This window comes from Streptomyces beihaiensis (genome assembly GCF_026274175.1).
In the GTDB taxonomy this organism is placed as follows: domain Bacteria; phylum Actinomycetota; class Actinomycetes; order Streptomycetales; family Streptomycetaceae; genus Streptomyces; species Streptomyces beihaiensis.
The window spans coordinates 1-13632 of sequence record NZ_JAPHNL010000075.1 but is presented as its reverse complement, the minus strand read 5'-3'; the positions used below and the strand labels follow the sequence as shown (position 1 = coordinate 13632).

Sequence of the window (13632 nt, the reverse complement as noted above, 5' to 3'; positions counted from 1 at the left end):
CGCCCGCGAGGACGACTGCGGCGCGCCGCGGCTGGGCGGGCAGCGCCGTGCCGAGGGCGGCGATCTCCTCGTCGGTGGGACGGCGGTCGACGGGCAGCCGAGCCGGGACGGTCTCCTGGCCGGTGGGCCGGAAGACCAGGCCGGTCTCGAAGAGGGCCAGGTCGTGGCTGCCGCGGCCGTCGTTGCGGCGCAGCGCGGCGAGCAGGCCGGGCAGCAGCGTGGTGCGGAGCGCGGGCTCCTCGTCGCTGAGCGGGTTGACCAGCTTGACCACGCTGCGGCGCGGGTCGTCCTCGGCCAGGCCGAGCTGGTCGAAGACGCTCTCGCTGAGGAACGGGTAGGTGGGCGCCTCGACGTAACCGGCCCCGGCCAGGGCCCGGCCCGCGCGCCGGTGCAGCCGCTGCCGCTCGGTCAGGCCGCGGCCCGCCGGGGGCTTGGGCAGGGTGGAGGGCAGGTTCTCGTAGCCCTCCAGGCGGATGACCTCTTCGGCCAGGTCGTTGGCGTCGGTGAGGTCGGGCCGCCAGGACGGCGCGGTGACGGTCAGGGCGTCCTGGCCGTACACGTCGCAGCCGACCTGCTGAAGGCGGCGCACCACGCTCTCGCGGCCGTACGCCACGCCCGCCACCTTGTCCGGGTGGTCGGCCGGGATGGTGATGGTGCGCGGCGCCGAGGGGGCGATCACCTCGGTGACGCCGGGCTCGGCGGTGCCGGACGCGAGGAGGACGAGCAGGTCGACGGCGCGCTGGGCGGCGGCCGACGTGGCCTGCGGGTCGACGCCGCGCTCGAACCGCTTGGACGCCTCGGAGGACAGCTTGTGGCGGCGCGCGGTGCGGGCGATGGAGACGGCGTCGAAGTGCGCGGCCTCGATGACGACGTCGGTCGTACCGGCCCCGGCCTCGGGGTCGTGGTCGGCGATCTCCGTGTGGGCGCCGCCCATCACTCCGGCGAGGCCGATGGGGCCGCGCTCGTCGGTGATGACGAGGTCACCGGCGTCCAGGACGCGCTGGGTGCCGTCGAGCGTGGTGAGCTTCTCGCCCTGTTCGGCGCGGCGCACGCCGATGGCGCCCTCGACCAGGGAGCGGTCGTAGGCGTGCAGCGGCTGGCCGAGCTCCATCATCACGTAGTTGGTGACGTCGACGGCGAGCGAGATCGGGCGCATGCCGACCTTCTGCAGGCGGCGCTGGAGCCAGATCGGCGAGCGCGCCTCGGGGCTGAGGCCGGTCACCGTGCGGGCGGTGAACCGGTCGCAGCCCATCGGGTCGGCGATCCGCACCGGGTAGCCGTCGGCGTTGGGCGCGGGCACGTCGAGCAGCGCCGGGTCACGCAGCGGCAGTCCGTAGGCGATGGCGACCTCGCGGGCGACGCCGCGGATGGACAGGCAGTCGCCGCGGTTGGCGGTGACGGCGATGTCGAGGACCTCGTCGACGAGTTCGAGCAGTTCGATGGCGTCGGTGCCGACCTCGTGCTCGGGCGGCAGCACGATGATGCCCTTGGTGCCGTCGTCGCCCATGCCCAGCTCGTCGCTGGAGCAGATCATGCCGTGCGAGACCTTGCCGTACGTCTTGCGCGCGGCGATCGCGAAGCCGCCGGGGAGCTCGGCTCCGGGCAGCACGACGACGACCTTGTCGCCGACGGCGAAGTTGCGGGCGCCGCAGACGATCTCCTGCGGCTCACCGGTCCCGTTGGCCGTGCCGACGTCGACGGTGCAGAAACGGATGGGCTTCTTGAAGCCCTCCAGCTCCTCGATGGTCAGCACCTGACCGACGACGAGGGGGCCCTTGATGCCTGCGCCGAGCTGCTCGACCGTCTCGACCTCAAGGCCCGTGGCGACGATCTTGGCCTGCACGTCGCGGCCGGTCTCGGAGGCGGGGAGGTCGACGTACTCCCGCAGCCAGGAAAGCGGGATACGCATCAGATCTCCATCCCGAACGGCCGGGTGAAGCGGACGTCACCCTCGACCATGTCTCGCATGTCTTCGACGTTGTGGCGGAACATCAGCATCCGTTCGATGCCGAACCCGAAGGCGAATCCGCTGTACTTCTCGGGGTCCACGCCCGCGGCGACGAGCACCTTGGGGTTGACCATGCCGCAGCCGCCCAGCTCGATCCAGCCCTCGGAGGAGCAGGTGCGGCAGGGGCGGTCGGGGTTGCCGACGGACTCGCCGCGGCAGACGTAGCACACCATGTCCATCTCGGCGGACGGCTCGGTGAACGGGAAGAAGTTCGGCCGCAGCCGCGTCTTCATGTCCTCGCCGAACAGCGCCTTGACCATGTGGTCGAGGGTGCCCTTGAGGTCCGACATGGTCAGGCCCTCGTCGACGGCGAGCAGCTCGACCTGGTTGAAGACGGGGGTGTGGGTGGCGTCCAGCTCGTCGGAGCGGTACACGCGGCCGGGGCAGATCACGTAGACCGGCGGTTCCCGGTCGAGCATGGAGCGGATCTGCACGGGCGAGGTGTGGGTGCGCAGCACGACACCGGAGTCGGCGGCGTCGGCGGTGGCTTCGCCCTCGCCGCTGTCGGGGCCCTGGACGAAGAAGGTGTCCTGGGTGCCACGGGCGGGGTGGTCGGGGCCGATGTTGAGCGCGTCGAAGTTGAACCACTCGGCCTCGACCTCGGGTCCCTCGGCGACCTCGTAGCCCATGGCGACGAAGACGTCCTCGATGCGCTCCGAGAGCGTGGTCAGCGGGTGCCGGGCGCCGGAGGGTACGCGGTCGTAGGGCAGCGTGACGTCCACGGCCTCCTCGACCAGGACGCGCGCGTCACGCTCGGCCTCGAGCTCGGCCTGGCGCGCGGCGAGGCCCCGGCCGACGGCGGCGCGGGCCTGGCCGACGAGCTTGCCCGCGGCGGCCTTGGCGTGCGGGGGCAGCGCGCCGATCTCGCGGTTGGCGAGCGACAGCGGCGAGGTGCCGCCGGCGTGCGCGACCTTGGCTTCCTGAAGCGCGTCGAGCGAGTCCGCGGCGGCGAAGGCGGCGAGCGCCTCGTCCCGGATGCGCTCGATGTTCTCCGGTTTCAGTGCCTCGACCTCGACAGGGTCGTACGACTTGTTCGGTGCCGACATCTCTCCGTGCTTCCGATTCACTGCGCTCCGCTCCGTTTCTCGGCTCCCCTTTTGAAAGCCCCGGATGCCGAGCCTGGCTGATGGTCCCGCTGACGCGTCGACGGCCGTCGAGGGCGCGAGACGCAAACGTGCCAAAGGACGAGTCTAACGGGGGTGGGGCGGGTATCGTTGCCCGTGGGTCGATGCTCTCTCAGCTGGTGAGATACGCGGGCGCCGCCACGGGCAACGTAAATCGGAACCGGGCGCCGCCGCCGGGTGCGCGCCCGACCGTGATGGTGCCGCCGTGGGCCTCGACGATGCCCTTGACGATGTAGAGGCCGAGCCCGGTGCCGCCGCGCTTGCTGCCCCGCCAGAAGCGGGTGAAGACGCGGTTCATGGACTCCTCCGGGATGCCGGGCCCCTCGTCGCTGACGGTGACCGAGGTGGCCGCCGGTGCGGTGGCCGTGGCGGGCGTGTGGGGCTCTACGTCGATGGTGACAGTTCCCTCGCCGTGCCGCACCGCGTTTTCCAGGAGGTTGCTGAGCACCTGGTCGACCTTGTCCGGGTCGGCCCACAGGTCCGGCAGCGGCTGCTCGACGCGGAGCAGGAACCGGTCGGCGTCCTGGCCGGCGGCGACGTGTGCCTGGATGTGCCGGGAGACGGCGGCCGCGATGTCGACGGGCTGGCGGCGCACTTCGAGGCGCCCGGAGTCGATGCGGGAGATGTCGAGCAGCTCGGCGATGAGCCGGGTGACCCGGTCGGCGTCGGCGTCGACGGTCTCCAGCATGAGCCGCTTCTGCTCGTCGGTGAACCGCTCCCACTTGGCGAGCAGCGTCGCCGTGAACCCCTTGACGGAGGTGAGCGGGGAGCGCAGCTCGTGGGCGACGGTGGCGATCAGCTCGGCGTGGCTGCGCTCGGTGCGGCGCCGCGCCTCGGTGTCGCGGATCGAGACGACGACGCGGTGCACGGGCCCGGTCGGCGCGGTGCGGACATAGCGGGCGGAGACGAGGACCTCGTGCCCGCCGGGCAGCAGCAGGTTCCGCTCGGGCTGCCTGACGCGGGTGGCGAGGCCGCCGTAGGGATCGGTCAGGTCCCACCAGCGCCGGCCTTCGAGGTCCTCGAGCGGCAGCGCGTGTGCCAGCGGGGCGCCGAGGGCGTGCTCGGCACGGACGGCGGTGATCCGCTCGGCGGCGGTGTTGAACGTGATGACGCGGCCGTGCTCGTCGGCGACGACCAGACCGTCGGGCAGGTCGTCGGGGTGGAGGCCGAGCCCGTCGAGCCCGTCACGGCCGCACCGGGCCGCGACCGGCGCGGACCGGGCCTTCACCTGCGACGAGCTGCTCGTGCCGACGACACTCATGTCTCCCGCCATCCCACCTCTCGGTCCGCGGGCCCCGAGGTGGTCACATTACTAGTCGCCGGTGACGGAGCGGCACCCTTTGGGGGCGCGCTGTGCACGAGCGGAGGCGTACAGGCACACGGCGGCGGCCGTGGCGAGGTTGAGGCTCTCGGCCTTGCCGTGGATCGGGACCCGTACGACGGCGTCCGTGAGGGCGCGGGTCTCCTCGGGCAGGCCCCATGCCTCGTTCCCGAAGACCCAGGCCGTCGGGGTCCCCATGGTGCCCTTGTCCAGTTCGTCGTCGAGGTCGTCGTCGCCCGCGCCGTCGGCGGCGAGGATGCGCACGCCGGCGTCCCTGAGCCCTTCGACGGCCGACTCCACGGGCACGCCGACGGCGACGGGCAGATGGAACAGGGAGCCCACCGAGGCGCGTACGGCCTTGGGGTTGTACAGGTCGACCGACGCGTCGGTCAGCACCACGGCGTCGGCGCCCGCGGCGTCGGCGCAGCGCAGCACGGTCCCGGCGTTGCCGGGGTCACGCACGTGCGCGAGCACGGCGACGAGCCGGGGCCGCGCGGCGAGGATCTCCTCGAAGGGCGTGTCGAGGAACCGGCAGACACCGACGAGGCCCTGCGGGGTCACGGTGGTGGAGATGTCGGCGACGACGCTCTCGTCGGCGAGGTGCAGTCGGGCGCCGGCGTCGCGCGCCTCGGCGACGATGTCGGCGTACCGGTCGGCGGCGTCGAGCGTGGCGAACAGTTCGACGAGTCCACCGTGCGCCGCGGCCTCCCGCACGGCCTGGGGCCCCTCGGCGAGGAACAGCCGCTCCTTGCCCCGGAAATTCCGCTTGGCGAGCCGCCGCGCGGCGAAGACGCGGGGGGACTTGGGGGAGATCAACTCAGGAACGGCAGCCACAGGACCTGACCTTTACAGAGCGCGACGAGAGGGGGCCGGTGGGACGTCTCCCCCCAGAGGCGCGGGGAACTGCGCGATCAACCACGACGCACCCGCACCCGGCAACGAAACAGAACACGGCGGACGCACCGCCGAAAACGTGGGACCCGCAAGCACTCGGGCTTGCGGGTCCCACGTCACACCTGGCTCAGCGGAGCGCTCAGGCGGCGGCCTTGGGGGCGTTGACGTCCGCCGGCAGCGCCTTCTGCGCGACCTCGACGAGCGCGGCGAACGCGTTCGCGTCGTTCACGGCGAGCTCGGCCAGGATCTTGCGGTCCACCTCGACGTTGGCGGCCTTCAGACCCTGGATGAAGCGGTTGTAGGTGATGCCGTTGGCGCGGGCAGCGGCGTTGATGCGCTGGATCCACAGCTGACGGAAGTCGCCCTTGCGCTTCTTGCGGTCGTTGTAGTTGTAGACGAGGGAGTGGGTGACCTGCTCCTTCGCCTTGCGGTACAGCCGCGAACGCTGACCGCGGTAGCCGCTGGCCTGCTCGAGGATCGCCCGACGCTTCTTGTGCGCGTTCACCGCGCGCTTGACGCGTGCCACTTGTTAACTCCTTGTAGCGGGGCCGGGGTTGACGTCACCCGACCCGAATTCGAATAGGTCCCGGTCTTCAGAGGCGTACGGCGGCGCGGCGCACCGGCCGCTCGTACGTCACTTGCCGAGAAGCTTCTTGATCTTCTTGGCGTCGCCCGGGGCCATCTCGGCGTTGCCGGTGAGACGACGCGTCAGACGGGACGACTTGTGCTCGAGCAGGTGGCGCTTGCCGGCGCGCTCACGGAGCACCTTGCCGGAGCCGGTGACCTTGAAGCGCTTGCTGGCACCGCTGTGCGACTTGTTCTTCGGCATGGCGCCGTTCTCTCCTCGTCAGTGGCGTTCCCGGCCGGTCCGTGCCGTGGGCGCGAACCGGCCGTGAGGGAACGTCAGTTGTGTCTGTCGGTATCCGGGGCGTACGGGCTGCACGCCGCCGGATCGTGCCTCGGCGGGCCTAGGCGGGGGCCTCGGCCTCGGCCTCGGCCTCAGCCGCGTTCTGCGACTTGCCGGGGTTGGCCTTCGCGTCGGCCTTGCGGGCGGCCTGCGCCTCACGGGCCTCGGCCATCGCCTCGGTCTTCTTCTTGTGCGGACCGAGGACCATGATCATGTTGCGGCCGTCCTGCTTCGGGTTCGACTCGATGAAGCCGAGGTCCTGGACGTCCTCCGCGAGACGCTGCAGCAGCCGGTAGCCGAGCTCCGGACGGGACTGCTCGCGACCACGGAACATGATCGTGATCTTGACCTTGTCGCCCTGCTTGAGGAACCGGACGACGTGACCCTTCTTGGTGTCGTAGTCGTGCGGGTCGATCTTCGGCCGGAGCTTCATCTCCTTGATGACCGTGTGCGCCTGGTTCTTGCGCGCCTCACGGGCCTTCATGGCCGACTCGTACTTGAACTTCCCGTAGTCCATGAGCTTGCAGACCGGCGGACGTGCGTTCGCGGCCACCTCGACCAGGTCGAGGTCGTACTCCTGCGCAAGCTCCAGGGCCTTGGCAAGCGGGACAATCCCGACCTGCTCGCCGCTGGGACCGACAAGTCGCACCTCGGGAACGCGAATCCGGTCGTTGATGCGGGGCTCGGCGCTGATGGATCCTCCTCGGTAGCACCACACGACGGCCTGGCGGACCGCCGCGTACGTCTGTTTGGTAAGTACCAACCGCGCCGGTGCAGAAAAAATGCCCCGGACGGTACACAGGCGGGACTCCGAGGATTACCGGAGCACCGCCACGGTGGACCGCGGGGCGCGTCTTTCGGACGGCTCCATCGTCCGTACGGAACGATGGGGACCGTCTGACCGGTGACCCGCCGCCCTCACGAGCGGCCAGGTGGGAGATCGGAGTCTCCACTTGTGGGCCGGTCACTCAGTCGCGACGACATGTGTGTCCGGCCGGTCGTTACACAAGGTTAGCAGGTTCCGGGGGGTGCGCCCAACCGTGAGGCCGCCGCTTATCGTGGGGGCCATGACTGACGCGACCCCCGCCGCCGCCCCCGACGCCGCCGGCACCCCTGATTCCCCCGATTACGACGCGCTGACCCGCGACATCGCGGAGGTGCCCGCGGTCGAGGTCATCGTGACGGTCGCGGTCAACCTGATGAGCGCGGCGGCGGTGAAGCTGGGCCTCACCGAGGAGGGCGAGGCCCACAAGGACCTGGACGAGGCCCGGAAGCTGATCCACGCGCTCGCGGGGCTGCTCGACGGCAGCGCCACGGAGATCTCGTCCTTCCACGCGGCTCCGCTGCGCGACGGCCTGAAGTCGCTGCAACTGGCGTTCCGCGAGGCTTCGATCGTGCCGGACGAGCCGGGGCAGGGACCCGGCGAGAAGTACACGGGCGCCGTCTACGGATAGCCGCCGTCCCGGTACGGACAGCCGTACTCAGTCCCGTGCGTAGAAGGGCTCGCCCGGAGGTGTGGCGTCGGCCGGCAGCAGTGCCAGGTCGAGGCCGCGCACCAGGCGGGCCCGCAGTGTTTCGTCGGCCGCGATGCGGGACGCCACCGCCCGGGCCACGGCCGCGGGGTCGCCGTCCACGACGAGGGCGAGCAGCCCGTCCGCCTGCCCCGGGCCCAGGTAGGCCCTGACCACGGCCCGCTCCGCCGCCACCGCCGCACGCACCGCGTCCGTGACCGCCGGGTCGGCCAGCGGGTCGGTGTCGGTGCGGCCCTCGGCGAGGGCGTACAGGGCCGGGCCGGTGAGTTCGTACGGGACGGGGCCCGCCAGGTCGAGGACGACCGTGTCGGCCTTCTCGTGCGCGGCGGCCTGGAGCGCCTGGTGGAACGGGACGGCGACGGGCCGGGCCGCCGGGTCCCACAGGGCGAGCGTCTCGGTGGACGTGAAGGCGGGCAGGGCGGTGCGGTCGCCCGCCTTGAGCGTCGGGACGGCCATGTCGCTGGTCTTCTCGCGCCGAAGACCGGCCCCGCGTCTCCCACCGCCGCCCTTGCTTCCGGCTTCACGCCCCTCCTGACCGCCTTCCTCGACCTCGCCAAGGACCGCGACGACCGGCACGAGGAGCCGGGCCCCCTTCAGCGCCTCCAGGACGGGCCCGTGGGCCGAGCGGTCCTGGGACCAGGCGGCCAGGGCCGCGGCCAGGCGGGGGTCGGCGCTGCCGTCGTCATCGGAGAAGCCGGGGTCGGGAATGTTCATGTTCGCCACGTTCACCGACCCTACCGAGCGCCGGTCGGCGTCTTCTCAGCAGCCTCCGAGACCGGGCTCGTACCGGTCACAGGGCCCGGTCCGAGGCACTCGGCATGCCGTGCGCCGAGCCTCGCCGCGGACGCCACCCGTTCGCCTGCGCCGTGATCGCCCCCGCGGTGCTCGTGGCGGGGGCCGCCGCGTCGGGCGGGAGGAGCGGCACGGACCCGGCGCTGAAGAACGGCCGGCTGCGGCGGAGCACCACCGGGCCGTGGGACGTCAACAGCGCCGGACGGATCACCGTGGGCGGGCGGCGCCACCTGGTGGCGGTCGTCTCCCGAGGGAGCCGGACGACGGGGTCTGGCTCGTCGAGGACGTGGTAAGGGCCGCGGTGACGGCCGTCAGCGGCGACGGGTGAGGCGGTGGCCGCGCCAGAGGTATCCGGCCGCGCCGAGCAGCAGCACGCCGAGCCCGCCCGCGGCCCAGCCGACCCAGGCGGCGGGGCCCTCGGCGGGGTCGTCCGGACCGGAACCGAAGTACTTCTTGCCGTACGCGGCCGGTTTCAGGGTCCGGGGCGTCACCTTGGCGGCCTCGGCGATCGCGGCGGCGACGTCGACGAGGCCGTAACCGCGTGAGTCGTCACGGCCGCCGGGCGGCGGGTCCTGGGCCGTCTCCTCCAGGACCTTCTTGATCTGCGCGGGGCTCAGGCCCGGGTGGGCGGCGCGCAGCAGGGCGACGGCACCCGAGACGAACGCGGAGGCCGCGCTGGTGCCCCACGCCGAGTAGTACTTGCGGTCGGGGTCGGCGGTGACGACCCCGCGGCCGGGCGCGGCGACGGTCGCGTACCAGCGGCGGGTGGAGAACGGGGCACGCTGTCCGGTGTTGTCGACGGCGGTGGCGGCGATGACGCCGGGGTAGGCGGCCGGGTAGGAGATGTGGTCTCCCTTCTCACCGCCGTTGCCCGCGGAGGCGACGACCGAGACGCCCTTCTTCAGCGCGTACTGCACCGCTTCGTCCTCGTCGGCCTCGGGGTGGGCGGTGGCGGAGTCGTCGCCGAGGGAGAGGTTGATGACGTCGGCGCCGTGGTCGGTGGCCCAGCGGATGCCTTCGGCCAGGGCGTCGCCGCGGGACTGGCGGGCCTTGGCACGGGCCGGGTCGCCGTCCTCGAGGATCACGCGGACCGGGAGGATCCTGGCTTCGGGGGCGACGCCGAGCACGCCGTCGCCGTGGGCGGGCCCGTGGCCGTGGCCCGCGATGATTCCGGCGATGGCGGTGCCGTGGCGCGCCCAGTCGCGGTCGCCGCGCACGGCGCCGAAGCCGACGAAGTCCTTGCCGGTGAGGACGTTGCCGGTGAGGTCGGGGTGGGTGGCGTCGACGCCGGTGTCGAGCACGGCGACGGTGATGCCCCTGCCCTTGGTGGTGCGCCACGCGTCCTGGGTGTGCATCGCCTCCAGGCCCCACTGTTTGGCGCGGATGATGTCGGCGTGGGCGGCGGTCGACGGGACGAGCGTGAGGGCCGCGGCGGCGAGCACGGCGGCGGCACGGACGGCTCCGCGAGGCGGGCGGTGGCCGGTCGGGCGGTGGCCGGTCGGGCGGTGGCCGGTCGGGTGGATCATGACGGTCGCTCCGTCGGCTGCTTCACGGCCTTGCGCAGGCCCTGCTCGATCAGGTCGGCGACGCCGCGGGCGGTGTGGCCGAGCCCGGCCTGGGCGGGGGCCGTGGTGGAGCCCGGCTTCATGGCGTCGGCGGCGGGCTCCGGGTCGGTGACGGTGCGACCGTCGGCGAAGCCGGTGACCGCGTAGGCGACGACGGGGACGTCGGTGAGCACGTCGACGACCCAGGAGGCACGCTGGGCGTCGCCGAAGTGGGCGGCGTCGGTGCCCGGGGCCGCGTACGCGCGCGGCAGGAGGTCCCGGCGGGCGGCCAGGCCCTGCCGGGCGAACCGGTCGTGCAGTGCCCGCATGGCGGAGGCGTCGGCCTTGGTGAACATGAGGCCGACCGTGGTGACGTCGCTCTGTGTGGCGTCGGTGTACGTGGCCCGCAGCAGACGCAGGCACCCGGCGGGGCGCAGCGCCTTGTACAGGAGCGGGTCGAAGGCGTGGGCGCAGCCGCTCGACGGGGCGACGGCGATCCGCGTCCAGGTGCGGTCGGCGCCGCCGGGCCCGGCCCCGTCGCCCTTCAGGGTGCGCGGGAAGAGCCGGTTCACGGGGATGCCGTGCCAGAGCTCCGCCGCGGCACGGTAGGAGCCGCGCGCGGAGGAGGCGCCGTCGTCGCCGGTGAGCAGGGCGCCGGCGGTGGCGCCGCCGAGCAGCCCGATCCCCAGGACGAGGCAGGCCACGGCGGCGACGGCACGCAGTTTGAGCCGGTCGCTGACGGGCCGCAGCCGGGTGGTCCTGTCGTCGTAGTGCTCGGGCGGGGCGAACCGTACGAACGGGCGGCCCTCGGTGCCGGGCTGTGGCGTCAGGTCGACGGCGCCGACGCGGCGGCGCGCGGGCGCGGCGGCGGGGACCGGCCGCAGCCGGGCGGTGGTCTCGCTCGGTGTGGTCTCAGGGGGAAGCGGGCCGGGCGGCGCGTCGGGGAAGCGGGCCGACGAAGCGGGTGCGGTCGGCGGCAGGGGGACGCCCGCGGTCTCGCTCGCACCGGACTCGCCGTCGCCCCCGGAGGAACCAGAGGAACTGGAGGAACCGGAGGAACCGGAGGAACCCGGAGAACCGGGAGGCGCCGAGGAACCGGACGACGCGGACGCGACCACGACCGGCGGCCGGGACGGCGGTGGCGGGGACGGCGACACAGGCGGAACCACGGCGGGCGGGACACGCAGCGGACCCGTGCCCGTCGGCACTGAGCCCGTAGGTGCCGGGCCCGTGGGCACCGGGCTCGTCGGACCGGTGTCAGGAAACCGTGTCGAGGCGATGGGCGGCGGCGGGGTCGACGGCAACGGCGGCGCGGCGGGCACGAAGTGCGGTGCGGTCCCGGACGGGGCCTGCGGCTCGGGCGGGGAAGCCGGGAAGCGCGGGGGCCGGGCGGGGCGCGACGGGACACGTCCGGCTTGTGTGCTCATGCCTCCCCGTTTCCTCAGCCTGCGTGCGCGTCACTCTAACGGGCGTTCGTGTGGACGGTGTGAAGCGGCGTACGACCTCGGCCGATCTGCCCGGATCATCCCTCTACCCAGGGGTAATCCGGTCTGGCAGGCTTCGACCATGAGACCCCGCCACGCCGACCGGGCCCGGCTCGACCGGGCCACCGCGCATCTGGACGCCCCCCTCGCCGTCGTGGATCTGGACGCGTTCGACGCCAACGCCGACGACCTGGTGCGCCGGGCCGCCGGGAAGCCCGTACGGGTGGCCAGCAAGTCGGTGCGCTGCCGTGCGCTGCTCGAACGGGTGCTGTCACGGCCGGGGTTCTCCGGGATCATGTCGTTCACGCTCGCGGAGTCGGTCTGGCTGGCCCGCTCGGGCTTCGACGACGTGCTGCTCGCCTACCCGTCCGCGGACCGCGCGGGTTTCGCCGAGCTCGCCCACGACCCGAAGCTGGCCGCGGCCGTGACCGTGATGGTCGACGACCCGGCGCAGCTGCGGCTCATCGACGACGCGCGGGACGGCGGGGGCGAGGAGATCCGGGTGTGCCTCGAACTCGACACGTCCTGGCGGGTGCTGGGCGGCCGGGTGCGAATCGGCGCGCTGCGCTCGCCGCTGCGCACCCCCTCCCAACTCGCCGACCTGGCACGGGTGGTGGCCCGCAGGCCCGGCTTCCGGCTCGTGGGGCTGATGGCGTACGAGGGACATGTCGCGGGGGTGGGCGACGCGATCGCCGGACGGCCCGTGCGGTCGCGGGCCATCCGGCTCATGCAGTCCGCGGCGCGCCGCGAGCTCGCCGTGCGGCGGGCGGAGGTCGTGCGCGCGGTGCGGGCCGTCGTGCCGGACCTGGAGTTCGTCAACGGCGGCGGCACCGGCAGCGTGCAGCACACCGCCGCCGAGGCGGCGGTGACGGAGATCGCCGCCGGATCGGGTCTTTACGTGCCGCGGCTCTTCGACAACTACACGTCGTTCACGGGGCGCCCGGCCGCGCTGTTCGCCCAGCCCGTCGTGCGGCGCCCGGGGGTCGGCGTGGTCACCGTGCTCGGTGGCGGATATCCCGCGTCCGGCGCCGCCGGTGCCGACCGGCTTCCGGTGCCGTACCTGCCGGAGGGGCTGCGCTACGACGGCCAGGAGGGGCCGGGCGAGGTGCAGACGCCGTTGCTCGGTTCGGCGGCGGACGACCTGCTCATCGGTGACAAGGTGTGGTTCCGGCACGCCAAGGCCGGGGAGCTGTGCGAGCGGTTCGAGGTGCTGCATCTCCTGTCGGGCGACACCGTGACCGCCAGCGTGCCCACGTACCGCGGCGAGGGGTACACCTTCCTCTGAGGCGGTCCGCCGTCAGTCGCTCAATCGCTCGGGCCGATGCTGCTGCCCACTCCCCCGCTGCCCGCCGTCGCGCCCATCGGCCAGATGCCCGCCACGATCCTGTCCAGGTCGGTCGGCGGGGGCGCGGCGCGGCTCGCGTCCAGCGTGAGCCGGACCACGACAAGGCCCTCGGCGCCGACGCCGGAACGGAACACGACCGACTCCACGTAGCCGCCGGGTCCGTGCGCGGTCCTGACCCTCCAGCGCACGAGGTAGCCGACGCGCCCGGCGACGGCGACCTGGCGCGCGGAGACGACCTTGTGCGAGGTGATCCCGCCGAACGGGCGCTCCCCCAGCACGTCCGTGTCGTACGCGCGGTACGCGGCGACGGCGACGTCCTTCCGTGCGAGGGTCGCGGGGTCCGTCGAGTCGGTCGACGTGACGGGCTGCGCGGCGACGGTGCCACGGCGGCACACCCCGTCGTCGTACGGGCAGTCGTAGGTTCCTGGCGTGGTGATCAGGACCGCGTCGTCGGTGACGTACCGCGCCTTCTGCCAGCCGGCGAGGACGGGCATTGTGATGCCGTCGAGCTGGTCGGTGACGCGGGAGGCGTCCTCGCCCGGGGAGGGCGCGGAAGTGGTGGCGGACGAGGAAGTCGTGACGGACGGCGACCCGGAGGCCGCCGTGTCGGGCCGGCCACCGCCCGCCCCGCTCGCCCCGCCGGAGCCGGGGCCCCCGAGGACCACGGCGGCGGTGACGGCC

Annotated in this window: 14 protein-coding genes; 3 read left to right on the top strand and 11 right to left on the bottom strand. The window is 73.1% G+C overall.

What is annotated here, in order from left to right:
- From pheT to infC, 7 genes are all read right to left on the bottom strand, one after another.
- Positions 1-1909, bottom strand: a 1909-nt coding sequence (gene pheT / locus OFY01_RS09180) for a phenylalanine--tRNA ligase subunit beta (protein WP_266598117.1), incomplete at its 3' end; no start/stop codon positions are given.
- Positions 1909-3054, bottom strand: a complete 1146-nt coding sequence (pheS, locus tag OFY01_RS09175) for a phenylalanine--tRNA ligase subunit alpha (protein WP_266598115.1) — start codon at positions 3052-3054, stop codon at positions 1909-1911. The genes pheS and pheT, both read right to left, overlap by 1 nt.
- Before the next feature lie 190 nt (positions 3055-3244).
- Positions 3245-4393, bottom strand: a complete 1149-nt coding sequence (locus OFY01_RS09170; RefSeq protein WP_266598113.1) for a sensor histidine kinase — start codon at positions 4391-4393, stop codon at positions 3245-3247.
- A gap of 51 nt (positions 4394-4444) precedes the next feature.
- On the bottom strand, positions 4445-5287 hold the full coding sequence (locus OFY01_RS09165; RefSeq protein ID WP_266598111.1) for a TrmH family RNA methyltransferase: 843 nt from the start codon (positions 5285-5287) through the stop codon (positions 4445-4447).
- A 199-nt stretch (positions 5288-5486) separates the two neighbouring features.
- On the bottom strand, positions 5487-5873 hold the full coding sequence (gene rplT / locus OFY01_RS09160; protein ID WP_266598109.1) for a 50S ribosomal protein L20: 387 nt from the start codon (positions 5871-5873) through the stop codon (positions 5487-5489).
- A 108-nt stretch (positions 5874-5981) separates the two neighbouring features.
- Positions 5982-6176, bottom strand: a complete 195-nt coding sequence (gene rpmI / locus OFY01_RS09155; RefSeq protein ID WP_007829094.1) for a 50S ribosomal protein L35 — start codon at positions 6174-6176, stop codon at positions 5982-5984.
- Between the two features lie 139 nt (positions 6177-6315).
- Complete coding sequence (gene infC, locus OFY01_RS09150; protein WP_266598121.1) at positions 6316-6972, bottom strand: translation initiation factor IF-3; 657 nt, start codon at positions 6970-6972, stop codon at positions 6316-6318.
- Between the two features lie 349 nt (positions 6973-7321).
- On the opposite strand from infC, the gene OFY01_RS09145 reads away from it, so the two are divergent.
- Complete coding sequence (locus OFY01_RS09145) at positions 7322-7708, top strand: DUF1844 domain-containing protein (protein WP_266598107.1); 387 nt, start codon at positions 7322-7324, stop codon at positions 7706-7708.
- Positions 7709-7735: 27 nt separating this feature from the next.
- On the opposite strand, the gene OFY01_RS09140 is transcribed toward OFY01_RS09145, so the two are convergent.
- Positions 7736-8509, bottom strand: a complete 774-nt coding sequence (locus OFY01_RS09140) for an SseB family protein (RefSeq protein ID WP_266598105.1) — start codon at positions 8507-8509, stop codon at positions 7736-7738.
- Positions 8510-8604: 95 nt separating this feature from the next.
- On the opposite strand from OFY01_RS09140, the gene OFY01_RS09135 reads away from it, so the two are divergent.
- The gene (locus tag OFY01_RS09135; protein ID WP_266598103.1) at positions 8605-8871 is read left to right on the top strand and encodes a hypothetical protein; all 267 of its coding nucleotides are present in this window, start codon (positions 8605-8607) and stop codon (positions 8869-8871) included.
- 18 nt (positions 8872-8889) lie between these two features.
- On the opposite strand, the gene mycP is transcribed toward OFY01_RS09135, so the two are convergent.
- A complete protein-coding gene (gene mycP, locus OFY01_RS09130) occupies positions 8890-10104 on the bottom strand; it encodes a type VII secretion-associated serine protease mycosin (RefSeq protein ID WP_266598101.1) in 1215 nt (404 codons plus the stop codon).
- The gene (locus OFY01_RS09125; RefSeq protein ID WP_323135495.1) at positions 10101-11279 is read right to left on the bottom strand and encodes a hypothetical protein; all 1179 of its coding nucleotides are present in this window, start codon (positions 11277-11279) and stop codon (positions 10101-10103) included. The genes mycP and OFY01_RS09125 overlap by 4 nt, the downstream gene beginning before the upstream one ends.
- A 409-nt stretch (positions 11280-11688) precedes the next feature.
- Here OFY01_RS09125 and OFY01_RS09120 point away from each other — a divergent pair, with 409 nt between their 5' ends.
- The gene (locus OFY01_RS09120) at positions 11689-12891 is read left to right on the top strand and encodes an amino acid deaminase/aldolase (protein WP_266598099.1); all 1203 of its coding nucleotides are present in this window, start codon (positions 11689-11691) and stop codon (positions 12889-12891) included.
- Between the two features lie 20 nt (positions 12892-12911).
- Here OFY01_RS09120 and OFY01_RS09115 read toward each other — a convergent pair.
- Positions 12912-13632: hypothetical protein (locus tag OFY01_RS09115; RefSeq protein WP_266598097.1), on the bottom strand; the 721-nt coding region annotated here is incomplete at its 5' end.